This is a genomic window from Paenibacillus sp. MSJ-34 (assembly GCF_018918005.1).
GTDB lineage: Bacteria > Bacillota > Bacilli > Paenibacillales > Paenibacillaceae > MSJ-34.
In genome coordinates this window covers 1-22,843 of sequence record NZ_JAHLPR010000001.1, presented here as the reverse complement: position 1 = coordinate 22,843, position 22,843 = coordinate 1, and the positions used below count along the sequence as shown (strand labels likewise).

The 22,843-nt window shown below is 48.4% G+C and carries 22 protein-coding genes; 4 read left to right on the top strand and 18 right to left on the bottom strand.

Features of this window, described 5'->3' with window-relative positions:
- Window positions 1–9 precede the first annotated feature (9 nt).
- The 6 genes from hrcA to KQI79_RS00085 all read right to left on the bottom strand — a co-directional run bounded on the left by hrcA (window position 10) and on the right by KQI79_RS00085 (window position 6,572).
- The gene (gene hrcA / locus KQI79_RS00110) at window positions 10–1,035 is read right to left on the bottom strand and encodes a heat-inducible transcriptional repressor HrcA (protein ID WP_216536181.1); all 1,026 of its coding nucleotides are present in this window, start codon (window positions 1,033–1,035) and stop codon (window positions 10–12) included.
- 147 nt (window positions 1,036–1,182) lie between these two features.
- Window positions 1,183–2,043, bottom strand: coding sequence for a carbohydrate ABC transporter permease (locus KQI79_RS00105; RefSeq protein WP_216536180.1), 861 nt, complete (start codon window positions 2,041–2,043; stop codon window positions 1,183–1,185).
- Window positions 2,044–2,068: 25 nt separating this feature from the next.
- Window positions 2,069–2,971 (bottom strand): carbohydrate ABC transporter permease, encoded by a 903-nt coding sequence (locus KQI79_RS00100; RefSeq protein WP_216536179.1) that lies wholly within the window; start codon window positions 2,969–2,971, stop codon window positions 2,069–2,071.
- Between the two features lie 82 nt (window positions 2,972–3,053).
- Window positions 3,054–4,541 (bottom strand): ABC transporter substrate-binding protein, encoded by a 1,488-nt coding sequence (locus KQI79_RS00095; protein ID WP_216536178.1) that lies wholly within the window; start codon window positions 4,539–4,541, stop codon window positions 3,054–3,056.
- Window positions 4,542–4,592: 51 nt separating this feature from the next.
- Window positions 4,593–5,507: an N-acetylmuramic acid 6-phosphate etherase gene (murQ, locus tag KQI79_RS00090; RefSeq protein ID WP_216536177.1), complete on the bottom strand. Its 915-nt coding sequence runs from the start codon at window positions 5,505–5,507 to the stop codon at window positions 4,593–4,595.
- Window positions 5,508–5,708: 201 nt separating this feature from the next.
- Window positions 5,709–6,572: a MurR/RpiR family transcriptional regulator gene (locus KQI79_RS00085; protein WP_216536176.1), complete on the bottom strand. Its 864-nt coding sequence runs from the start codon at window positions 6,570–6,572 to the stop codon at window positions 5,709–5,711.
- Between the two features lie 268 nt (window positions 6,573–6,840).
- On the opposite strand from KQI79_RS00085, the gene KQI79_RS00080 reads away from it, so the two are divergent.
- Entirely contained in the window at window positions 6,841–8,145 is a 1,305-nt protein-coding gene (locus tag KQI79_RS00080; RefSeq protein ID WP_216536175.1) for a 6-phospho-beta-glucosidase, read from the top strand.
- Window positions 8,142–9,143, top strand: a complete 1,002-nt coding sequence (locus KQI79_RS00075) for an N-acetylglucosamine kinase (RefSeq protein ID WP_216536174.1) — start codon at window positions 8,142–8,144, stop codon at window positions 9,141–9,143. Before KQI79_RS00080 ends, KQI79_RS00075 begins: the two co-directional genes overlap by 4 nt.
- A 35-nt stretch (window positions 9,144–9,178) precedes the next feature.
- Here the strand turns inward: KQI79_RS00075 and KQI79_RS00070 are convergent, their stop codons facing one another.
- From KQI79_RS00070 to KQI79_RS00020, 11 genes are read right to left on the bottom strand one after another with little or no spacing between them, the layout of a single operon-like run.
- Window positions 9,179–10,120, bottom strand: a complete 942-nt coding sequence (locus tag KQI79_RS00070; RefSeq protein WP_216536173.1) for a BtrH N-terminal domain-containing protein — start codon at window positions 10,118–10,120, stop codon at window positions 9,179–9,181.
- A 47-nt stretch (window positions 10,121–10,167) separates the two neighbouring features.
- On the bottom strand, window positions 10,168–10,701 hold the full coding sequence (locus KQI79_RS00065) for a chorismate pyruvate-lyase family protein (protein ID WP_216536172.1): 534 nt from the start codon (window positions 10,699–10,701) through the stop codon (window positions 10,168–10,170).
- A 44-nt stretch (window positions 10,702–10,745) separates the two neighbouring features.
- Window positions 10,746–12,077 (bottom strand): ANL family adenylate-forming protein, encoded by a 1,332-nt coding sequence (locus KQI79_RS00060; protein ID WP_216536171.1) that lies wholly within the window; start codon window positions 12,075–12,077, stop codon window positions 10,746–10,748.
- A gap of 24 nt (window positions 12,078–12,101) precedes the next feature.
- Window positions 12,102–12,380, bottom strand: a complete 279-nt coding sequence (locus KQI79_RS00055) for an acyl carrier protein (protein WP_216536170.1) — start codon at window positions 12,378–12,380, stop codon at window positions 12,102–12,104.
- Window positions 12,370–13,425, bottom strand: coding sequence for a BtrH N-terminal domain-containing protein (locus KQI79_RS00050; protein WP_216536169.1), 1,056 nt, complete (start codon window positions 13,423–13,425; stop codon window positions 12,370–12,372). The genes KQI79_RS00055 and KQI79_RS00050 overlap by 11 nt, the downstream gene beginning before the upstream one ends.
- 35 nt (window positions 13,426–13,460) lie before the next feature.
- Complete coding sequence (locus KQI79_RS00045; RefSeq protein WP_216536168.1) at window positions 13,461–15,227, bottom strand: ABC transporter ATP-binding protein; 1,767 nt, start codon at window positions 15,225–15,227, stop codon at window positions 13,461–13,463.
- Window positions 15,228–15,261: 34 nt separating this feature from the next.
- Entirely contained in the window at window positions 15,262–15,570 is a 309-nt protein-coding gene (locus tag KQI79_RS00040; protein ID WP_216536167.1) for an acyl carrier protein, read from the bottom strand.
- A gap of 8 nt (window positions 15,571–15,578) precedes the next feature.
- Window positions 15,579–16,706, bottom strand: coding sequence for a DegT/DnrJ/EryC1/StrS family aminotransferase (locus KQI79_RS00035; RefSeq protein WP_216536166.1), 1,128 nt, complete (start codon window positions 16,704–16,706; stop codon window positions 15,579–15,581).
- Window positions 16,675–17,706, bottom strand: coding sequence for a Gfo/Idh/MocA family protein (locus KQI79_RS00030; protein WP_216536165.1), 1,032 nt, complete (start codon window positions 17,704–17,706; stop codon window positions 16,675–16,677). The genes KQI79_RS00035 and KQI79_RS00030 overlap by 32 nt, the downstream gene beginning before the upstream one ends.
- 2 nt (window positions 17,707–17,708) lie before the next feature.
- Window positions 17,709–17,969: a phosphopantetheine-binding protein gene (locus tag KQI79_RS00025; RefSeq protein WP_216536164.1), complete on the bottom strand. Its 261-nt coding sequence runs from the start codon at window positions 17,967–17,969 to the stop codon at window positions 17,709–17,711.
- 6 nt (window positions 17,970–17,975) lie between these two features.
- Window positions 17,976–19,232: an AMP-binding protein gene (locus KQI79_RS00020; RefSeq protein WP_216536163.1), complete on the bottom strand. Its 1,257-nt coding sequence runs from the start codon at window positions 19,230–19,232 to the stop codon at window positions 17,976–17,978.
- A 152-nt stretch (window positions 19,233–19,384) separates the two neighbouring features.
- Between KQI79_RS00020 and KQI79_RS00015 the strand changes: the two genes are divergently transcribed.
- Both KQI79_RS00015 and KQI79_RS00010 read left to right on the top strand, forming a co-directional pair.
- The gene (locus KQI79_RS00015) at window positions 19,385–20,251 is read left to right on the top strand and encodes a helix-turn-helix domain-containing protein (RefSeq protein ID WP_216536162.1); all 867 of its coding nucleotides are present in this window, start codon (window positions 19,385–19,387) and stop codon (window positions 20,249–20,251) included.
- The gene (locus KQI79_RS00010) at window positions 20,194–21,399 is read left to right on the top strand and encodes a macrolide family glycosyltransferase (protein ID WP_216536161.1); all 1,206 of its coding nucleotides are present in this window, start codon (window positions 20,194–20,196) and stop codon (window positions 21,397–21,399) included. The genes KQI79_RS00015 and KQI79_RS00010 overlap by 58 nt, the downstream gene beginning before the upstream one ends.
- Window positions 21,400–21,575: 176 nt before the next feature.
- Here the strand turns inward: KQI79_RS00010 and KQI79_RS00005 are convergent, their stop codons facing one another.
- Window positions 21,576–22,043, bottom strand: a complete 468-nt coding sequence (locus KQI79_RS00005) for an N-acetyltransferase (protein WP_216536160.1) — start codon at window positions 22,041–22,043, stop codon at window positions 21,576–21,578.
- Between the last annotated feature and the right edge of the window lie 800 nt (window positions 22,044–22,843).

Sequence of the window (22,843 nt, the reverse complement as noted above, 5' to 3'; positions counted from 1 at the left end):
CTCTCAACCTTATTTAAACCAGCGTTCCAAAACGATTGTCAAATCTTTCGACAAATAATTGAGGAGGCCGAGCACTTTGCCATACTCCATTCGCGTCGGACCGAGTATGCCGATCGTCCCCATCGTTTTGCCTTCGACGGTATACGTAGCCGTAATCAAACTACAGTTATTAAATGCCTGGTGGTTGTTTTCCGTGCCGATTCGAACTTGAATGCCGTCGGGAACCGAGGAAATAATTTTCGTAATCGTCGGCGTTTCTTCCAATAAATCGAGAATCGTCTTCACCTTGTCGACGTCGCGGAATTCCGGCTGATTCAACATATTGGTCGCTCCGCTCAAGAAGACGCGATGATCGCCGCCGCCTTCCAAGGCTTGCTCGACGACGTCGATCAGTTCCTCGTAATGCGACACGTATTTGCGCATTTCCCGCCCGACTTCGTTGATTAATTTCGATTTCAATTTATATAAAGGGACGCCCGTCAGCCTATGATTTAATATGTTGGCGATTTTCTCCAGTTCCGATGCGGAGACGCCCGCAGGCAACGTTAACGTCTTATTCTCCACATGGCCCGTATTCGTCACGATAATCGCTACGGCCGTATGCTCGCTCAACGGCAGCAATTGAAAATGGCGCAACGAAGTGTCGAACACTTCGGGCCCCAGGACGATCGACGTATATTTAGTCATATTGGACAAAATAGCCGCGGCGTGCTGGATCAATTGTTCCATCGCACTTATCTTTTCCGCAAAAAAAGATTTCATCAGGTTCAAATCTTCTTCATCGATCTCGCCGAATTTCACCAAATGATCGACATAATAGCGGTATCCTCTATGAGAAGGAATTCTGCCCGCAGACGTGTGCGGTTGTTCCAGAAAACCGAGTTCTTCCAGGTCGGACATTTCATTGCGAATCGTCGCAGGGCTGAAACCGACTTCCCCCCGCTTGGAAATGCTTCGGGAGCCTACCGGCTCTGCAGAACGAATGTAGTCGTCCACGATTGCGGTTAAAATCATTCTTTGACGTTCCGTTAGCATGCCTAACCCCTCCCCTGCCCGTTTCGTTCAATTCGTTAGCACTCTTACCCACTGAGTGCTAACCGATAATACAAAAATACCAAACTGACAAGACGATTGTCAAGTCGGTTCAGTATCTTTACAGCGGCTATTTCATAAATCAGGCGATTATCCTTTGACCGCCCCTACCGTAACGCCTTCGAGGAAGTATCTTTGCAGACTGAAGAAGAGCACGAACATCGGCAGAGCGGCGATCGTAGCCCCGGCCATCATCGGCGCGAAATACGTCGAGTTGGCAAAGCGGAAATTTTTTAACCCGACCTGAATCGTCTGCATATCCATCGTATTCGTGACAAGCAGCGGCCAGAAGAAGGTGTTCCAGCTATCCATAAAGGTCAGGATGGCCATCACGGCGAGGACCGTTTTGGACAACGGCAATATAATTTTCAAATAAATTTGAAATTGATTGCAGCCCTCCACTTTGGCGCATTCCAATATTTCCGAAGGGATGGAGCTCATAAATTGCTTGGCCAGAAAAATATTGTACACCGTAACAATGCCGGGAAAAATTAACGCGCCATACGTATTTTGCAGCTCGAAAATATTGACGAATAAAATGTACAAAGGCACTTGCGTCACTTGATACGGGATCATCATGGCGCATAGCAATATCGCAAACAGCAAGCCGCTTCCCCTGAAGCGAATTTTCGAGAAAGCGTACCCTGCCATACTGACGAAGACGACGTTCGTCACCATAACGCTGGTCGCCACGATGAGGGAGTTAACAAGCCATCTCACCGAATGTTCGCTGTAATCGAAGAAAAATTTATAGGAAGCAAGCGAAATTTTCTCAGGGAAGATTGCATAATTGATTGCTGCCGCTTCAACGGGATCGCCGAACGATGAGATCACCATAAAGTAAATAGGAAAAATAGTCGCTAACGCAAAGAGCAGAAGGATGATAACAATAACGGTGTTTCTAATATATTTAACTGCAGGTCTGCCTACATGATTATGATACAAGGCCATATGCCGTTCTCCCCTTCCTTCCCGATCAATATTCTACATCTTTGCCGAGGAATTTGAATTGGACCAATGAGATTCCGGCGATAATGAGCGCCAACAGCAACGATTGCGCAGCCGCCTTGCCGAATTCGAAATATTTAAACGCGTTGTTGAAAATGAGCAAACCTACCATGGTTGTCGCATTATCGGGCCCGCCGCCCGTCATGAGGAAGGCGTTCTGAAATACTTGGAACGAACCGATGACTCCGGTTACCAACAAAAATAATGTCGTCGGTTTTAGAAAAGGAATAACGATATACCATAGTTTTTGCAAGAAAGAGGCGCCGTCCAGTTCGGCGGCTTCATAATAACTGTTGTCGATCCCCATCAATGCAGCCAAATAAATAATGATGCTTGTGCCGTGACTGGACAGCCATGACATCAGAACAAGCGAGAACATCGCATAGGCGCTTGTGCCGAGCCAGTTTTTGTTCTCCGCGCCGAATACCCCGATGAACTCGTTCAGGATGCCGGCAGGCAGCGGGTCGTAAATCCAAAGCCATACGACGGCCAGGGTAACGCCGGAAGCGACCATAGGCAAGTAATAGATGGCCTTGAACGTCGTTTGCGCCCATTTCTTCAAAGGCAAAACCAGAATCGCCACGCCGAAGGACAGGATCAGGTTGACCGGCACGGTTAAAGCGGTGTAAACGACCGTATTGCCTATCGATTTCCAGAATAAAGAATCTTGAAACGTGTTCGCATAATTCGCCAAACCGGTGAAGGTGGACCCTAACGGATTATATTCCTGAAAACTGATAATGAAAGCGCTGACAACCGGATACGCCGTAAACAACGCATAGACAACCAACGCCACAGCGATAAACGCCCAGGCCCATGCCACGTCTCCTCTATTTTTCCGTTTTCTCGTCGATATCATTGGTTGAATCATACCACCGGTCCCCTTTTTTTATCACTTTTCATGAACATGGATCGGATAGCCGCATCCGATATGCGGCTATCCGATTCGGATCTTAATCTTTGACGATTCCGTCTTCGCCGAACGCTTTGACGGCGGCTTCTTTCACCGCATCATACATCTGTTCGGGCGTAATTTCATTGGCGAGCAGCGCCTGGAATTTCGGAACGATGACTTCATCCTCGATTTTGATCGCCTTCGCGCCCAAATCGGTCGGAATATCCGGACGGGCCGGCGTTGCATTGGCTAGCATAAATTCGACTGCAGCGACATTGTCGGGGTTTCTATTCGTTTCCATGCTTGCGGCGGCTTCTTTGGCGCTCTTCGTAATATGAGCCGCGAAGATATCGTTATTCGTGAGGGCGGCAATTTTGCCGCTAGCCAGGAAATAAGCCGCTTTGACAACATTCGCCTTATGTTCCGGCGTCGGTTCCTTCTTGCCGCGGAAAGTGACGTATCCGTCAACGACCGTGCTTGCTTGCAGCTTCTGTCCCGCGAACGTAGGAACAGGCAGAACAATATATTCTACTTCGATACTGTCTTTCACCGCGCTGCCGTCGTTGGCCTTAATCTTTTCGTTGTTTTTATTGGCCAAGTTTTCGAAGGTGGCGAGTCCTTTGCCCGTAATCATCGTCTGGCCTGTCAGGAACATGTTCCAGCGTTTGCCGGCGTCGATGGAGCTTAGTTCTTTCGGCATCGAACCGTCGTCGATCATTTCCCGGATCGCTTTCAATAATACCAAATAGTTTTTGCTGGTGTAAGCGAATTTCAAGTTTTCATCGAATGCGGCCGGCATTCCGGCGTTTTTCGCTAAGATGCTCAAATAATCTTTCGCCGTGGCGGCGCCGGCCGTAGCAAATACGAATCCGTAACGGCTCGTTTTATTGCCGTCCTTGACGACTCCTTTTTTGATCGCCTCGCGGAATTCTTCATAAGTCCAGCCGTTTTTCTGCACGGTTTTGTAGTCGATTCCCGCATCTTCCATAAACTTTTTGTTTCCGCCGATCGCATGAACTTCCATATAAGCCGGGAAGCCGTAAATGCCGTCCCCGTTTCTCATATAATCTAACGGAGCTTTGTCGAAATCTTCAAACATTTCCGGCGTCGCCGCATCGGAAATATCCATCAGCATGCCTTGCTGAACGTATTTGGCAATCGCCGCGGACGAAATAAAGGCAAGATCCGGCGGATTGCCCGCATTGACTTGCGTATCGAGCTTCTGCGTCATATCGTCCCAGCTGGCAGGCTCCAATTTCAAGGTCAAGTTCGGATATAGTTTGGTAAATTCCTTTTGAATTTCTTCGAACCGGTCCTGGAATTCAAGTGTTACCGGCGGCAGCAGCGCGGTAATCGTATCTTTCTCTTCCGTTTTCGGCGTCTCGCCGGAATTCGAATTATCCGGTTCCGTCGCGGCGGCCGGCGGATTTTCATTGCCTTGCGTCGTGGTGGAGCCGCCGCCTCCGCCGGATGAACATGCCGCCATCGTCCCAAGCAGCATCATGAGAGCCATAATAAATGCGAAAACACGTATTTTTCTTTTCATCGAAATAACCCTCTCTTCAAAATATCTATTTATATAAAAAATCATGACTGCCTAAAGCACTTTCATGCAAGAACGAATCGCCGCTTTCAATTTCCCGTCATGCTGCCCCAGCGCTCGTTCCGCACTCTCCGCATCCAACCCGGTTTTCATCATCATAATGGCAAGCTTGCAGTTCATGGAAGCCTTTTCAAGAAAATGAATCGCCGTTTCCGAATCCGCTCCGGTAGCAGCTTTGATGATGCGGATCGAGCGGTCGTACAATTTGTTATTGCTTGCTTTCAAATCTACCATGAGGTTATTATATGTTTTTCCCAATTTCACCATCGTGCAGGTCGTAAGCATGTTGAGCACCAATTTTTGCGCCGTGCCTGCCTTCAGTCTCGTAGACCCCGCAATGACCTCCGGTCCGACGACGGGCGCAATGCAAATTTTGCAGACACCCTCCAATTTTGAATTTTTATTATTGGTAACACCTATCGTTTCGGCCCCGATCTCGGCGGCCTTCTGCAAACCGGCAATGACGAAATTCGCGCTTCCGCTGGCGGATATTCCGATCACAGCGTCCCGATTCGTCACGCCGCAGCGTTCAATGAGCGCTATCCCCTCCTCTTTATTGTCTTCGAAACCCTCGACAGCCAATCGCAGCGCCACATCGCCTCCGGCTATATGCCCTTGCACCATGCTAGGGTCAACGCCGAACGTCGGCGGACATTCGGATGCGTCGAGCACACCTATTCTGCCTGAAGTCCCAGCGCCTATGTAGAACATTCTGCCGCCGTTTTTAAGTACTTGATGCAGAATATCAACCGCTTTCATAATTTGCGGAATTTCTGCAGCTACTGCGGCTGGAACCTTAGCATCTTCCTGGTTGAGGAGTCGGAGCATTTCCTCTGTCGTACACTCGTCTATCATCTGAGTACTCTGGTTAATCTTCTCCGTTGTCAGTCCAGCGAAATATTCATTCATACCTATTCTCCTACCCTCAATGTTGCATGAGTTGATCAATCTCTCGATAAAGATGTTTGAATTAATATTAATGGAAGCACTATCATTTCGTCAATACAATTTGAAATAAAATTTTATTATAAAAATAATTATCGGTTTTAAATTTCTTTTTTAGGACAAAAAATGACACCGTCTTTGGATATAGCCGATGTCTTTCATTGTTCATTTTCGATGCTTGCTCGCTAATATATTGTGGGTTTTGGTCAAATATTTTTTCACGTTCTGATATTCCGCGCTCGCCACCCCGGCGAATAAAATGTCGACAACCGTCAGCATCGCGATTCGCGATCCCATTGCGCCGCTGCGGATTGAAATCTCCGGCGTAGAGATGCTGAGCAAAATATCCGATTTATCCGCCAACTCGCTTTTGTTGTATTTCGTAATGGCAATCGTGCTTGCGCCGTTCTTCTTGGCGATTTCGAGCGAGTCGAGAATTTCCACCGTGTCGCCGGAATTGGAGATAAAGATCGCCACGTCGCCTTTGCCCATCAAAGTAGCGGCAGTCAACTGGCCGTGTCCGTCGGTATACGAATGGCATATTTTATTGATTCTTGAAAATTTCTGTTCCGCATCTTTGCATACGAGCCCGGAAGCGCCGACGCCGAAAAAGACGATGCGGTTGCAAGTTCGCAGTATCTTCACCGCGCGAGCCACTTCATTGCGATTCATAACGCTAAGCGTATCTTCGATAGACTTGATATTGTTAAGAGAAATATTGGCGATGATCGTGGACAGATCGTCTCCCGGCTGGATGTCCGTGTACTGGTTCTTATGTTCCTCGTCCATCGAACCTAAAGAAGCGGAAATGCTGACGATAAAACTGCGGTAACCACTGTAACCCATCGTTTTGCAGAAACGAAGGACGGACGCGTCGCTCGTCTTGCTCAATTGCGCCAAGCTTTTAATCGACAGATGCGGAATTTCCTCCAAATTGGCCAATATATACTCGGCCACCATTCTCTCTACCGGCGTCAAGCTATCCTTCATGTCCCGAATTTTGATCAAAATATTATCGTGTATCGCCATAGCTTCCTCCTATTTGCATAGAATATTTCCCCGCTTCCGTACCGAACTGAAATTCTATTTTATATTAAGCGTATTTTTCGCAAATGACAAGATAGAGAACGTTGAATAAATAAAGAAAATATGCATCGGTTCCGAATTTTTATTTCAAAATATATCAATCATAATAAAATTTTATTCTAAATTTTATTGTAAAGGATTCGGCCGCCATGCTATAATAGCGCCAAATCGATATGGAATTCCAGTCTAAAGGGACATGAGGGTGGACGTGATGAAGAACAATAAATTGAAGATCGCCATTATCGGCTCGGGCAGCACCTATACGCCGGAGTTGATCGAAGGCATGATCAAACGCAAAGACTCGCTGCCTATAGGCGAATTGGCGCTTATGGATATCGATGAGAGAAAGCAGGAAATCGTCGGCAAATTATGCGAGCGCATGATCCGGGCGGAGCAGATCCCTTGCCGCGTCGTGATGACGCAAAGCTTGGACGAAGCGCTCCGGGATGCCGATTTTGTGCTGGGTCAGATTCGCGTAGGCAAGCTGCCCGCAAGAGTTCTCGACGAGAAAATCCCGCTCAAATACGGCTTGATCGGCCAGGAAACTTGCGGCATCGGCGGCTTCTTCAAAGCGATGCGCACCATCCCGGTCATGCTGCAAATCGCGGAACGGATGAAAGCGTTATGTCCGGAAGCGTGGCTCATTAATTTCTCCAACCCGGCCGGAATCATTACGGAAGCGCTGCTGAATCATACCGAAGTGAAGATGCTCGGGCTATGCAACGTTCCGTTCAATATGTTCAAAAGCATTCGCGAAAAACTTCAGTTGAAGGATCCGAAGTTTACTTATGTCGGCCTGAATCATCTCAGTTGGATTACCGCGATTGAGCAGGACGGGACCGATTATTTGAAGACAGCGTTACATATGGGACTCAACAGCGAAGCGATGAAGAACATTCCTTCCAGCGGCTTCGGCAAAGAGCTTGTGCAAATGGTAGGAGCTATCCCTTCCTCTTATTTGGAATACTATTATTTCAAAAATAAAAAATTGAAAGTTTTGATGGAAAGCGAGTTGTCGCGAGGCGAAAAATGCATGCAAATCGAAGAGGAATTGCTGCAAATTTACGCCGATTCCAGGCTTCATAGCAAGCCCGAACAGCTCTCTTCCCGCGGCGGGGCCAACTACTCTGAAGTAGCGATCAGTCTTGTCGACGCGATCTATAACGACAAGCAAGAGGTGCATGTCGTCAATGTGCTCAATCGCGGCGCGTTGGATTTCATGGAAGACTGCGACGCCGTCGAGGTGTGCGCCATAGTCGGCAAAGACGGCGCGAAGCCGATCCCGATTCGCGATTTCACAAACCGGCATATTATCGATTATATGCGCATGGTCAAAGCGTACGAGCGGGAGACCGTCGCCGCCGCGGTAAGCGGCAGCGAAGACGCCGCCATGCGCGCGCTGCTGATGAATCCGCTGGTAGGCGATTACGATGCGGCCATTGCCAGTTTCCATGAATTGAAGGAAGCCCACAAGGCGTATTTGCCGCAGTTCTTCCATGGAGTTACGCCATCATGACCGACAAAAAATACATAATCGGGGTCGATGGGGGCAATAGCAAGACGGATTACTTTCTATTCGACATGCAGGGCGATTTTATCGATCATATTCATGCCGGCACATGCAGCCATGAACGTTTCTCCGACGGGTATGCCAGCGCATATCGGGTCATGAACGAGAATATACAGCTTCTGCTTGCGCGCAATCAATTAACGATGGATCATGTCGCCACCGGCGCCTTCGGTCTGGCCGGCGCGGATCTTCCGTCGCAGAAAGCCAGCCTGTGCGAAATCGTAGAGCGGATCGGCTTTGCCCGTTACGCTTTGGACAACGACTCTTTTCTCGGCATTAAAGCAGGCAGCGACAAGGGCTTCGGCGTCTGCTCCATCAACGGCTCCGGCACGTGTACGGGCGGCATTTCCCCCAGCGGCAAACGTCTGCAAGTAGGGGGCATGGGAAGCGAGCTTTTCGGCGACGAAGCCGGCGGATACTATTTAGCCCGCAAAGTGCTTCGGGCCGTATACGACTATTACTATCGCTCGGGACCGAAAACCTCCATGACCGATCCCGTCATGGAGCTATTGCAAATCCCGGATAAAGAAGCCTTCGCCGAGGCAACCATGGATTACGTGCTCGCGCGTTCGCTTCCCAACACCGAGTTGATGCAAATCATGTTCTCCGCGGCGGATCAAGGGGATCGCGCAGCCATCGGCATTATCGACAATACTGCCAAACAATTGGCGCAATCCACCGTAGGATGCATGCACAATCTCGATTTCGGAACGGACGTCGATGTCATTCTGGCCGGTTCCGTGTGGGTCAAAGCGGAAAGTCCTTTGTTGTTTGAAAAATATGCCGACTATGTCGAGCAATTGACCCGGCATCGCTGCCATTTCGTCATCCTCCAAGTTCCGCCTGCGACCGGCGCCGTCCTATGGGCGCTGGAACTGGCGTGGGGCCGCCCGGTTGATTCGGAGATACGCCGGAACATCATTGATACAATAATGCATTTGTAATAGGGAAATTCTATCCCGCCGAAGGTGATAAAATCCTAGTGCCGCTTTGGCACTAGGATTTTATGTTGTCTATTTTGCAATTCATTTTTCAGGTTCGCTTCATTCATTTTCAAGTTGAGAATCAGCTTTTTCAGTTTCTCTTTGTTTATTTTCCTTGTTATCGTATATTTGATAAACACGTTCTTAATCAACTGGGCAAAGTTCGCGATATATTCCGCCTGCGCAATCACCGCTTGACCGGATTTCACTTGAGTCAAATATTTGGAGAGCAAATATCTCGATCCCGTGACCATGGCTAACGCATGATCTATTTTCGTTAATGTCTCATCATTCATATCCTCGTCTACTTGCGCAAAAATCCACTCATATAAAGAAAACGTATCGTCATTACGATCCATCCGATCTTGAAAAAGAGATTGTATTTGAGCGAATTGCAAGGCAGACGGATCATAATCCAAATAAACCAACTCGATTGGATATTTCGAATATTCCAACGCTTTCGCCATTGCATTTTCATCCACAAACCCGGTAAAATCGGGATCAAAATCATGCAAATAATAGAACGTCTCCCGTTCCTCTTGTTTATATGCCGAAATAATAAATGAATGAAAAAAGTGATTTTTTAAATAGTAAACGCGATGTGCAAAATAAAATTGATCCAACCAAATAAAAACGACTTTTCCTCTGTCAATCATGTCCTTAATGGAACGTTCCGCTTGCTTTATGTCTTTGCATAAAATCGCTTTTTCTTGAATGCCTACCAGTTCCAAGTCTTCTTTGCCGAGCAGGCTGCTATTATACTGATACCTTGATTTCCCCTCGCATACGATTTGCTGAAATAATTCATCCGTTTTTTCCATAGCGTTATAAAAAAGCAATTCGACGGGAGCGTTGATCGCGCTTAAATAACTAATGAATTGCATTTTGCGGCAATTCAAATGCAATGATCCTTGATAGGCGGCAATGGGAATCGTCATCGGTCCATCTCCTCGATAATCGTTTGCACAAACTTAACATGCCGGATTCAGGCAATTTCGACAAGCTCTTGACACGGGAAAAATTCGATAATAAGGAAGATCGGTTTCGATCGATGGATAATGCTGTATTTTTTGAAAAACAATAATTCGGATGTGGAACGAAAGTGGGAATTCAGGCTTTCGCTGCCGGCCACTCCCGTTTCCAGAATATCGCGAATCGTCTCCAATTTGTATTTGTCGATGACCCGCCCTATAGGCAATTGACTGTCGTTCAAGTCTTGAACGGCTTCCGCAGGAAGGTTGTCCAAATAGACTAATGAAATGGCATGCAGCACAGGCGTCCGATCGTTTCCCGCGACATAAATGTCCACTTCTCTTACGGCGACGTTCCCGGCGGAATCGAAGTCCGCTTTTGAGCTTAGCAGATGTTGCACTTTCTCCGGTACATGACCCGTAACCTGATTAACGACATTCACTTTCACTTGCGAATCGTAATATAACTCCAACAAATCGGTCATGGAAGACTTCGTATATAAGAGCAATCTTCCGTATGGGCTTAATTTGTCCAAAATCCCATTCATGCCGAACCCACCTCATCTCTTTGATTAAACTCGCCGCATTCATCCTATCTTCGCATTTTTTTAAACCGATCTGTAAATAACGGTTCTTCTTGAATGTACAGTTTGACGGGGATTTGAAAATCTTCAAGCTTATCCCGGCAAAACATGCGGACCTTTCCCTTCAATTCCTGTCCCGTCATCGGTACCGCCAACTTTACAACCGCTGTCACCATTTGCCCCAGCAGCATATTCGGCTCCCCTTTGACGGCAACGTCGGCCAATTCGGGCATTTGCATCAAAACATTCTCGACCTCGACCGGGTATACTTTTCTTCCCCCGACATTGATCATTTCCGACTGCCTGCCAAGCAGCCTAATATATCCGTTGTCCTCGCAAACCCGATCTCCGGTATGAAACCATCCGTCTTCGTCGAACGGATTCGGAGCGTTCAAATATCCTTCCATTGCAAACTCGGATCGGATGTAAAGGATGCCGTTCACGATCTTGGTATCGATCCCTTCGCCGCCGATCATAAGCCAAGGCGAATCGGAACTCCTCGATTTAGCCCGCAATATTCCGATCTCCGACAGCCCGTAGGTTTGACGCAACTCGATATTAGGCAGCGCCCTTCGCACTTGTTGCAGCGTAACATCGGGAATCACTTCCGTTCCGTAAGTAATCATCTTTAATGAAGAGATGTTGTATCGAGTATAGGCCTCCGATAACAATAACAAATTCAGAAAACTCGGCGTTGTAGGCAGCAATTCGACGTTGTATTTTTCGATGAGCGCGCAAATATCGTTAGGATTGCGGCTCGAAGGAATAATAATCGTCCCTCCGTTGGCCAATGTATGGAATAACGTATTCAGGCCGCCGATATGATCGAACAGGAGAAATGTTAGCGTCCTTAACGTTTCTCTTGACGTCTTGTACCGTTCAAGAAATTTGGCGAAATCGTGAAGCATCGCTTTCGGTTGTCCGGTCGTTCCGGATGTAAACAAGATCAAGCCCGCCTTGCCTTGTGAAGTAAAATTCGCCAGCAAGGGGGAATGCTCGCGAACGATCGGGTTGGAAACCGAATAGCGATTCCCTTGGAAGCGAATGCATCGATTGACTTGGGCGATGCTCATCATTTCATCCTGCTTATATCTTGTTCCCGCCGTTAACGGAACGACGGTGTTGCCATTGGCCGCAAATGCGAGGATCGCGGCGCATACGTTCGGAGAGTAGTCTCCTTCCAACATGATGACTTCATTCGGCCGAATTTCATGTTCCTCGATCGTTTGCAGCCATTGTCCGTAATCGGCAACGATGTCCTTGAAACGGATCGGCTTATCTTCAAATATCATCGCGTTCCGATGTTCAAAGCCGGACATTTTGCGCAGCAGCCAGTCCATTATCGACCCTCCTTCGGCGAGTGTTCAATCATTTCCAAATGACCCACGGTTCGCTCCCATTTTTTGTATGATATAGCCCTTCAAGGAACGAAAGTTACTAAATATAGGGAGACTTATTTCTTCCTCTTTCACTGTAATCTGAAACTCTTCCTCCGCGTCGGCGAGAAAATGAACCATTGCAATGGAATCCAGGCCCAGATCGTTCATCAGATCCGTGTCCGGCTCAATCTCCGCCGCATTTCGCCCCACACTTGTACTGCGACGCAGAAGCTCTATAATTTTGTCATCGAGATCAGTTTGCATTGGCATCCCCTCTTCTCATTGCCTCGTCCAGCCACATTAAAAATCGCAGCTCCAATTCCTTCAAACATTCAATTTGCTTTATTAATGCCGCCATCGCCGAACGATCTTCCGGCTTGTTATTATATTTAAGAAGCAGGAAATTTAAATGGTTCCAAGCCGCGGCAATTTGGTTCATATGCCTTTGTCCCGTTAATTCCGCATCGTCGCTCAACGAAGCCAGTTCCCGATAAGCGCCCCAAATCTTGGAACGGATTTTTTTGATGGAGGAAATCGATAGATTGTTTTGCTTGACCCAGGCCGTTCGTTTGGAACGAGTCCAATCCAACGAATTTTTTACGTCATTTCCGAAACAAGTCCACGCATTGATTCCGATTTTCCGATTTTGCAGCAGCAGGCTAATCGAACTCCATTTATCCGCCGGCTTGTTTACATCGGGGTTGACGTTGCCGGTAGCCTGATAGTGCTTAAGATTCCGATTGGAAGCATAGGCAAGGCATATGTTCGTGTCGGGAGAAGAAACGGGGGAAGAATCGCCGGACAATATAAAAAAATGCAGCTCTTCCCTGTCGGTTCTCGCCATGCCGGCATGCAGCATTTGCTCCAACGTCAGCTCGGCCCATGTATGAACGACCGGATCGGATATGAGGAACGTTCGTTGGCGTTCGTTCCAACCGTAAATCAGAATCGCATGATTCAAGCCGGCGGATTCCATCGTTACATACGCTCTAGGGAAATAGTCCAGCCCCGAAGCCGTAGTAAAAGCGATAACGGAATAACCTTGGCGAATCCAATGGATCAAACGGTTCGTATCGCCTTTTTCGAATTGCAGCTCGATACCGTATAAATATTTCAGCGCAATATGTCTGGCGTCTTTGCTGGATAACAGCGTTCGCCGATCGTATTTCAAATTCCAGTAATCAAGCAGCATGATCCGTTCGTCCCTGCCGGTCATATGCAAGTAGGTTAGAATACATGAGGAAAAACATTCCATATAGCCTAAATAGATATGCTTGTGGCCGCGCATTTCCGTTGCCTCGCCAGTCAACGCCATCTCTCCTTCCCCGAAAAACGGGTGGTCCCTCATCCCGTTTGCGCCACTTTCTCCAATAATTCGCTTGTTTTTACCATTTGGGCGTACAGTTTGGACCGTTTCATTAATTCGTCGTGCCCGCCGGAATCGCGAACGGTCCCATGCTCCAACACATAAATGAGATCGGCCGAACGGATGCTTTCCAGCCGATGAGTCGATATAAGAATCGTTTTTCCCTTCATCGCCTTCCGAATGTTGGAAAGCACCTGCAATTCGGTTTGGCGGTCAAGCGCCGAAGTAGGCTCGTCCAAAATAAGAATGTCCGGGCTCCCGATCAATGCCCGAGCGATCGCCAAGCGTTGCCGCTGCCCTCCGGACAAGCGGGACCCTTGATTATCAATCTGCGTATGGATTCCGTGAGGCAGCGAATCCACAAACGATTTCAGATCCACCTCGCATAAAGCCCGGTAAACTTCATCTTCCGCAGCATCCAGTTTGCCGAGCGCGACATTTTCGAACAATGTGCCTTTGAATAAAAACGTTTCTTGCGAAACATAGCTGATCTTCCTCGCAATCTCGTTTCTCGGCCATTGCTCCAGCGGAATCCGGTTGATAGACAAATTCCCCGAAGCGATCGGCATGAAGCCCTGAACCGTTTTAAACAACGTCGATTTGCCCGAGCCGCTTTTCCCTACAAACGCCGCCATCTGACCTTGACGGATTGCCAGATTCAATCCTGTCAGAATCGGAACTCCGTCGTACGAAACGGAGAGATCCTTGCTTTCGATCAATGGCTCATGTTCTCTTACGCTCTCTTCCACTACGGCGATATCGCTCTCAATCGTTGACGCCGTTTCCGCCGGCGTATGGAGGAAAGCTTCGATTCGTCCCATGGCAACCTCGCTGCCCAGCAAGTCGCTAACAAGGTAATTCATTCTTTGAATCGGATTTAGCGCGGCATTGATATAGTTGGCGGAAGCGATAATCAGCCCAACGCTTAAAGCGCCGGACATCGCTTGACCGCTGCCGAATCCATAGACGAGCACGACGAACAGGGCAATGACGAATGTTCCCGTCTGGCCGGATAGCTGCCGAAACATACCCTCTTTGACGCTTACTTTAATAAGGTCTTTATAAATGATTTCGTTGCGTTGTTCTTCCCATGCTTCCAGACCGAACGATCGAATTTCCCTCGAGCCTTGGATGCTCTCATATAGATAGGATCCGATCTCCTCGTTGTGCGTACGAAGATTGCCGACCGCCCAGCGAATGGGCTTGCTGTAAAGGCGGGGAATCGCCATCACGACCGGAATGGAAATCGCTGCTATCACGCCCAGTCTCCAATCCAGCATAAAAACAATGACAAACGAAAGTAACATCTGCGACCATAATATGCATAGGTCAATGACCGTCACATTCATGAACTTCGATGCGGTCGCAGTATCCATCCCCATAAGCGCCATATATTTGCCGGGCCCTGTCTTCTCGATTTCCGGGATAGGAATTTTTCTGATGTGGCGTAGGACGACATTTCTTAAATCAAGCGTAGTCCGGGCCTCCAGATAGCGAAAAATACTGAATCCAATGACCGTAAACGCGGCGGCGGCCAGCGAAAGGCCGATCGATAGGCTTAAAATGGGCAAGAGCAAGTCCATCTTTTTATCAATCAGCACTTGATCGATAAAACGCGAGACAAGAAACGGTTGAATCAGGCCGAGAGCCAGACCGAGGAGGTTCAATAGAAAGGCCAGAACCGTTAATCCCCGTCTGGGGTTCATGTATTGGATCAAACGTCTGTACATCCGTATGCTTTGCATCGATCTATCTCCCTTTTGGAATGCACTCGGCGTTCTAAGCGCCTAAAGTGCAATCCAGCCATTTGTTTGCCGGGTCTCCTAAAGCTCCCCCCAGTTTCGGTATGATTCGCCCGGATATCGCTTGAACGGTTTCAAAATTTTCCAAGAGCATTTCCTCGTCCTCAAAGACGATATCGAAATACAGTTCGAGACGAACGATCAGATGAATCAGCATGACCGAATCAATGCCCATGCTTTGAATCGATTTGGTATCTTCATGTCCCTGTACGAGACTTGCGTGATGAGAGAGATCCGCCACAATCTCACGGATAAATCGTTTGATTTCTTCTTCCATGGAAGTCATCTCGGTCGCTACCTCCCCACAGTTTGGCAAGATTCATAAAATGTCCGGATTTCGGATGCGATAAAGCGAACTTCGTTCTCGGTCATGGCAACATGCATCGGAAGCGACAAAATCTCTCCCGCGTAAAGTTCGGCATGGGGAAAGTCGCCCGCCTTATAGCCTAAATGCGCGTATGCGGGCAATCGATGAACCGGGACCGGATATTGCACGGCCGTCAGTACGCCTTTCTTCTGCAAATGTTTCTTCAATGCATCGCGCAAGCCGTACTTGACCCTTACAACATACAAGTGAAACACGTGGGAATTGTCGTCCGCGAATTCCGGAAGCGTAAGAAACTCCACTGCGCCTAAATAAAAGCGGTAATGGCGAGCAATCTCCCTCCGGCGGTTATTCCAATCGTCCAAGTAACGCAATTTCAATTGCAATGCGCTTGCTTGAATGGGATCCAGCCGGCTATTATATCCGCAAATTTCATGCTGATATCGGACCTCTCCGCCGTGGTTTCTTAATTTGCGCAGCTTTGCAATCATTTCGAATGAAGAAGAGACTACCGCCCCGCCATCGCCAAGCGCCCCCAAGTTTTTATCCGGATAAAAGCTGAAGCAGCCCATCACCCCCCATCGTCCCGCCGCTATTCCGTCAAGGCTTGCGCCTGCCGCCTGGGCGCAATCTTCGATCAATGCGATTCCTCTCTCGGCCGCCCACGGCGCAATCTCTTTCAGATCGGCCATTTTACCGTATAAATGAACGGGAATAATCGCTTTTGTCCGGGACGTTACGCATTCCTTCACCCGCTCCAGGTCGATTAAATAATGTTCGTTGCAGTCGACTAGCACGGGACGCGCTCCGGTATGATGAATCGCGCCGACCGTCGCTACGAATGTATTGGCTGCCGTAATCACTTCGTCGTCCGGCCCCACGCCTAAAGCTTGCAAAGCCAAATAAATGGCGTCGGTTCCGTTCCCCACTCCGACCGTTCCTTCCGCTTGAAGATAAGCGGCAAATGCGGCCTCGAATTCGGAAACCGGAGGACCGCCGACGAAAACGCCTTGCCTTGCGATTTTGGCCACAGCTTCAAGCCACTGTTCCCGAATCATCTCATATTCATATTGTGGCGCTGAAAATAAGATTCTCATCCGGATACTCCTTACTCGGTTGCGAAACAACGCGGATCCGATCCAATAGTTTCATCGTTTCGATTGCTTCTTCCAGCGTAACGGCAAGTTTTCCTTGATTCGTCACAGCATCGGCAAAGGAAGAATAAATCAGTTCCGGTCCTTCCCGCAACGGGTGTTCGTATCGAACGGGCTTGACGGTTTTGCCCGCTTCGTACAGATAAGCTTCGTTATTCGATGCTACGGTTAAGGTAGCTTGATCCCCGCCTACAATCCATATCGGCGCCCCGGCTGAGGAAGCGAAATTGACGTCCATGGAGAGGAGAATGTTCCGATCGGTTTTCATTAGCGCGTGAACATAGTCTTCGACATCCGTATCGTCGCCGCCCCATAAATGTTCCATCGTTGCGCTTACCCCCGAGATCCGGCCCAACTTGAGCTGCAGTAATTGGTCGATGAGATGAACGCCCCAGTCCAGAAGCGCCCCGCCCCCGTAACTTTTTTCATTCCGCCATTGCCGGCGAAATGATTTTACGCCGAAAGCGGCTCCGGACCCGAACATATGATGTCTTCTTTCCACGAATTTTAATACGCCCAAACTGCCTTCTTCGATCATCCGTTTCACCAATAGGAAATCTTGATCGTATCGCCGATTATGGAAAACGGTTACAATTCTTTGTTCCAGCATTGCCGTACGATGCAGTTCAATCGCTTCTTCCGCCGTAACGGTGACAGGCTTTTCCAGCAGAATATGTTTGCCGAACCGCATGCTTGCTTGCGCAAGCTCGAAATGGCTGCCCGGCGGCGTCGCGATTAAAACGGCATCTACGGAGGATTCCAACAATTGCTCCAAATGCGGATAGACGGGAAACCCGCGCTTGGCCGCTAACGATAAACGTTGCGGCGTAATGTCGAATATGCCGCAAACTTGAAATTGGGATAGTTGTTTGAGCAAAGGCAAATGCACCAATTCCACGATTCTGCCGAAGCCGATCATTCCAAGTCGAATCGGACCGCTCATCGCTACACCGCCGACGGAAGGAGCGATTCAATGAGATCGGTTAACGAGCCTACGGTCATAAAAGCTCCCGGATCCAGGCTTTCCTCAGGAAAGCTCACATCAAATTGTTCCTCGATGTAGACCACTAATTGCAGCACCATAATAGAGTCAATAGCCAAATCTTCAAACAATCGCGCCGATTCTTCCAGCGATTCGGGCACGTCCAATTCCAGGTTCTCCGCCATTAGCGTCCGCAATTCGCCGATTATGTCTGTTCGCGTCATATTGATTCACATCTCCATTTCTTGTAATTGTTTTCGACTGATTTTACCGGCAGCCGTTCTCGGAATTTCCCCCACGATCCGAATCGTATTCGGAACTTTATAGGTAGGCAAACGCTTTATGCACCAAGAGCGTATGCTTGATTCGTCAATATATCCGTCTCCGACAATGAGGGCTTGAACGGCTTCCCCCCAAATGTTATGACCGGTTTTATGCACAATGCATTCCTTCACGCCGGGCATTTGCAGAATGACAGACTCTACTTCGGCAGGGATGACTTTGAAACCCGAAACGTTAATCAAATCGTCCATTCTGCCGAATACATGCAGCCGATCGGTACGAAGATCGTAACAGCCCATATCTTTCGTCCTGACCAGGTTTGTGCCGTTCGCGTTCGCAACCACGATTTCCCCTTTTCCTTCCCCGCCGCCGCCGCTTGCATCGATCGTAACGCGAAGATGCTTCAACGGAATCCCCACATCGGTCGCCGAGCATGGACGTTTGCTGACCGATATGCAGCCGGCCTCGGTGCAGCCGTATTGCTGCCACACTTCCTCCGTTCGCGATTTCATCCGATCCAGGAGTACCTCGGAAGGAGGCGAGCCCGATACGACCATCTTGTAAAAACGATCCTCTCCTTTCGAAAGCGCATCCATAACATGAAAAAGAAAAGGAACGGCATATACAATGGGTCTGCGCAACGATCTGATCGTATGAAGCGCGAATTTCGGATTTTTATCCTCAACGATAATCGGTTCGTCCCCCCTTGCAACGGAAGCCATCACGCCTGTAATCAAGCCGAAGGAATGCGTTACCGAGACCAGAATAACGGGCTGCATAACCGGCGTTTCCGCAAACAAATCGTTATAACCGTCCACTTCGGTATCGACCTGTTTCCATTCCCGCGCGATAAGCGACGGAGCCCGGGATGTGCCCGAACTATACTGCAAGATCGAAGGCGCGTAATCGGCAGCGGATGCAGATAGACGATATAGGTTGTCCCACTTGCGATAGATCAAGTAAGAGCAGCCCGATTGTTCGGCCAATTCAAGCGCCGACTCGAACGGAGTGCTGCCATGCATCAGTAGAACCGAACCGTCACGCTCCTTCATGTATAAAACAGCGGCGATCAGATCGAAGGCATGATGCAGGCATATGGCATATCTTTGGCCTACCGGATTACGGTATTCTTCTCTGTTGCGCATTTCGCGATAACGGACTTCGAATGCAGCCTTGTCGAATTTCTGACTATCAACCGACAACATGATTCCACCTCTTAACAAATTAACCAAGTGATGGTATAGTAGTTAAAGAAAACTATTCCACGACATAATTTTACTCTTTGTACTATAGGCCGACAATAAACAATTCTTCAGATTCTTGTTTATTCTTCAGGATTTTTACTAGGTGAGGTGACATGATTATGCTTGAAGCTCTATTACATTCCTTTCCGGTTACATTCATTTCCTTCCATTCGCCGGAGTCGCCGGAATGGATCAGCCCGTACTTTCAGATCGTATGGCTGGATTGCCCCGGAGAAGAAACGGAACTCCTCTTCGCCCCGCCCGGTATACCCATTCGTGTTAAGACAACTTGTTCTAACTACTCCTGTCTATCCTTCGAATCGCAATTGTTCCTCTCTATGGAGGAATTGACGGAAACGGCGCAGCCCGTAGAAATGAAAGCAACGCCGCATGTCCGTGATATGCTCCGTTTGATCGAATCTTTGAAAGCGCAACCATTATCCGCATCTTGTAAAATTAAGCTATCGAGTCTCGTTGCTTGCTTAGCGTCCGAATTTATGCAATACATCGTTTCTGAGCGGCAAACCCGCCGGCATGATACAAATATTAAGCGGAAACCGCTCGATCTCATCAACGGAAAATCAATAATTTACGCTACCCGTTATATGAAAGTCAATATGGGCAATCCGCATTTGTCTCTGCACGATATCGCACAATCGATCGGATACCATCCCAACTATTTCTGCCAGGAATTCAGCAAAATATTTGCCGTCTCCCCGATCCGTTTCCTGAATCGGTTAAGGCTGAATCGAACGTTGCGATTGCTCGCTCAAACCGAATATACCGTGAAGGAAATTTGCAAATTCGTTGGCATATCCGATCCCAGCCGCTTAAGCAGAATGGTGAAATCCGGCACAGGCATGACTCCGCTCGAATTCAGACGCTTCATTTCGCAAAAACGGGACGGCAAAGGAGAAAATATATGGCAAAAGTTTTATTTGTCAATGGCCCGGCCAGCGGGCATGTCTATCCGACTGTAGGTTTGGTGGAAGAATTGGCGGCCCTTGGGGAGGAAGTTACCTATGTATCAAGCCATGAATTTCGCAGCCAACTGGAACGGTTGAACGTTGCATTCGTCGCTTACGATAATTTTCTGAGCCGGGACAATCCTTTCGATACCCAGCTATATATGTCTTTCGTGCTAAAGATTTTGAAGTCATACGAAGTGATACTGCCAATTGTTATGGAATTGGCGGAACGGCATTCCTTCGATTATTTCATTCACGATTCCATGTACGGCTGCGGAACCGCGATCGCCGATTTGTTGGGCATTCCGCATATCGCTGCCTGCACATCCTTTATACATGCCGAACGGTTTACAAATAAATCGGACAAGGAAGCCAATCGGTTGCAGGAAAATCTGCTCCTCTTGAAACGGTTCAGGGTCTTGGCCGCCGGCATCGAGCGTAAATTCGGGCTAAAACGGAGGATCGAAATTCATAACGTATTTTTCAACGAAGGAAATATCAATCTCGTTTTCACGTCCGAACAATTCCAACCTTTCGGCGGGACGTTGGATGGCCGGTTTAAATTTATCGGCCCATGTTTGACGAACCGGTTTGATTCGGCGGCGAATTGTCAAACCGAGGAGCGTGACCGTGACAAACGAACGATCTATATTTCGATGGGTACGGTGTACAATGACGTCAGATCGTTGTATGAGCTTTGTTGCGAAGCGTTGTCTTCCTTCGACGGGCGAGTGATCATGTCGGTCGGGAATCAAGTGGATCTGAATGCGCTTGAAGGGAAAATCCCGCCTCATTTCACCGTCGTTCGATTCGCCCCGCAGTTGGAAATATTGCAGCGTTCGGATTTGTTCATTACGCATGGCGGGATGAACAGCGTCAACGAGGCGCTATACTATCATGTTCCGCTAATTGTCGTTCCGATGGCGGCGGATCAACCTATGGTCGGGGAACGGGTCGCGGAGTTGGGCGCGGGAATCATGCTGGATCGGCACACGATGACGGCGGACCGTTTGCGCGATGCCGTCGAAGAAATTTTGCAAACGCCCGAATATGCGGTTCATAGCGCCCGGATCGGAGACGGCTTGCGAGCCGCCGGGGGACAGAAGAAAGCGATTGAGGAAATTCGGAGGTTTAAAGAGGCGCATAACATTAAGCGGTAATCGATTGAAACGCCAAAAGACCGCTTCATCATTAGTCATTCGTATGTTCTAATGATGGGGCGGTTTGCTTGGGCCGAGGGCGATGTTCATCCGTTGCGATCCCCCTCCTCTTACAACCTCAAAAAACCGGCAGTCACGCGTTTCTCCCAAAATATGCAAGTCGACAAAGAATGGCGTTACGTCAGACTCAATATTTTCAACACGGCAATTTCGTCGCAGCAATGCTGTTTTTTGCAATGTACGCAGTCCGTCCATACTTTCTCGGGAAAAATTTCTTTTTGCACGACTTCGAATCCGTTTTTTTGAAAAAATCTCGCTTCATACGTTAGCGCCATCACTTTCGGAATTTGCTGCGCTCTCGCTTCTTCGACCAGGTAGTCCACTAACAGTGTGCCAAGACCTTGTCCCTTGTGGGTCTCCACGATGCCGAGCGACCGTATTTCCACCAAATCGCTGCCTAGCCGGCATAATGAGCCGCAGCCGACGACCGTTCCTTCGCTCTCAGCGACGACGAAGTTGTCGATCTGCTCCAGCAGCACTTTGCGCGACCTCGGCAGCATAATTCCTTTCTCCGCATACCCTTCTATTAATTGATATAATGCCTCCACATCGTCCGTGGTTGCTTTTCTGCATATCGCCGGCATGGTGTTCCCCTCCCGCAACGCTCCGGTTCATTTTCAAGTAATATGAATAAATATACAACAGAGGGTATAAAATCGCAAGATGAATTTGTCCGTGACCGCAGTGAAAATTAATCGGACACGCCAAGTCGCGCGGCAACTGCATAAGTGTCGTTGTAACGAAAGGAAACATCGCGTACCGCGGCGCCTGCGGAGTGGGGATGCGCTGCGCTTTTGCGTGGGAGTGAGCTACGCTTTTGGCTGGGGTGTGCTTCGCTTTTGGGTGGGTGTGCTTCGCTTTTGCGTGGAACTGAGTTGTACTTTTTCCGGTTTGGGAACGAAAGTGCCTTCTTAAGACATCGCTGGGCGCTATTTCACCCCGATTTCGCTTCGAAAACCCGGTTTTAGGAACGGATATGCTCTATTAACGAATGGAAATTCGCTAATAAGGTAAAACCGTTCCCAATATGCTCAAAAACTTGGTAGGCAGCCGAAAATAGCGAATTTCGGGGCGCTGATAGGGACTTTTAGATACTTCGTAACGAATTAGTGGATTTTGTTCGAAATTTCATACACAAAACACGATTTGAGCCATGATCCAGCAAAGGTAGACGAAAAATCATACATAATGTGCGACGCCCGGATCGAATCGCTCGATTTCATACGAAATTTCATACACAAATTGGCGATAAGAGGCCTGATTCTGGTCAAGTCCATTATTGTGTGTAAAATGATCCTCGTTGAGATTGTGCTAGCCAATCCGAACTACTTTTGAATCACCTTTTTTCCTGGTCTTGCGCCATTCGAGGAACTCTGCCATATCG

Bases quoted from the DNA above. Each gene is read 5' to 3' on its own strand.
- KQI79_RS00005 (WP_216536160.1), bottom strand. From the start codon at position 22,043: ATGCCGGCGATATGCAGAAAAGCAACCACGGACGATGTGGAGGCATTA.
- KQI79_RS00020 (WP_216536163.1), bottom strand. From the start codon at position 19,232: ATGTTGTCGGTTGATAGTCAGAAATTCGACAAGGCTGCATTCGAAGTC.
- hrcA (WP_216536181.1), bottom strand. From the start codon at position 1,035: ATGCTAACGGAACGTCAAAGAATGATTTTAACCGCAATCGTGGACGAC.
- KQI79_RS00095 (WP_216536178.1), bottom strand. From the start codon at position 4,541: ATGAAAAGAAAAATACGTGTTTTCGCATTTATTATGGCTCTCATGATG.
- KQI79_RS00105 (WP_216536180.1), bottom strand. From the start codon at position 2,043: ATGGCCTTGTATCATAATCATGTAGGCAGACCTGCAGTTAAATATATT.
- KQI79_RS00070 (WP_216536173.1), bottom strand. From the start codon at position 10,120: ATGACGATTCCCATTGCCGCCTATCAAGGATCATTGCATTTGAATTGC.
- KQI79_RS00025 (WP_216536164.1), bottom strand. From the start codon at position 17,969: ATGACGCGAACAGACATAATCGGCGAATTGCGGACGCTAATGGCGGAG.
- murQ (WP_216536177.1), bottom strand. From the start codon at position 5,507: ATGAATGAATATTTCGCTGGACTGACAACGGAGAAGATTAACCAGAGT.
- KQI79_RS00100 (WP_216536179.1), bottom strand. From the start codon at position 2,971: ATGATTCAACCAATGATATCGACGAGAAAACGGAAAAATAGAGGAGAC.
- KQI79_RS00065 (WP_216536172.1), bottom strand. From the start codon at position 10,701: ATGAATGGGATTTTGGACAAATTAAGCCCATACGGAAGATTGCTCTTA.
- KQI79_RS00060 (WP_216536171.1), bottom strand. From the start codon at position 12,077: ATGGACTGGCTGCTGCGCAAAATGTCCGGCTTTGAACATCGGAACGCG.
- KQI79_RS00030 (WP_216536165.1), bottom strand. From the start codon at position 17,706: ATGAGCGGTCCGATTCGACTTGGAATGATCGGCTTCGGCAGAATCGTG.
- KQI79_RS00035 (WP_216536166.1), bottom strand. From the start codon at position 16,706: ATGAGAATCTTATTTTCAGCGCCACAATATGAATATGAGATGATTCGG.
- KQI79_RS00015 (WP_216536162.1), top strand. From the start codon at position 19,385: ATGATTATGCTTGAAGCTCTATTACATTCCTTTCCGGTTACATTCATT.
- KQI79_RS00080 (WP_216536175.1), top strand. From the start codon at position 6,841: ATGAAGAACAATAAATTGAAGATCGCCATTATCGGCTCGGGCAGCACC.
- KQI79_RS00085 (WP_216536176.1), bottom strand. From the start codon at position 6,572: ATGGCGATACACGATAATATTTTGATCAAAATTCGGGACATGAAGGAT.
- KQI79_RS00045 (WP_216536168.1), bottom strand. From the start codon at position 15,227: ATGCAAAGCATACGGATGTACAGACGTTTGATCCAATACATGAACCCC.
- KQI79_RS00055 (WP_216536170.1), bottom strand. From the start codon at position 12,380: ATGCAAACTGATCTCGATGACAAAATTATAGAGCTTCTGCGTCGCAGT.
- KQI79_RS00040 (WP_216536167.1), bottom strand. From the start codon at position 15,570: ATGACTTCCATGGAAGAAGAAATCAAACGATTTATCCGTGAGATTGTG.
- KQI79_RS00075 (WP_216536174.1), top strand. From the start codon at position 8,142: ATGACCGACAAAAAATACATAATCGGGGTCGATGGGGGCAATAGCAAG.
- KQI79_RS00010 (WP_216536161.1), top strand. From the start codon at position 20,194: ATGGCAAAAGTTTTATTTGTCAATGGCCCGGCCAGCGGGCATGTCTAT.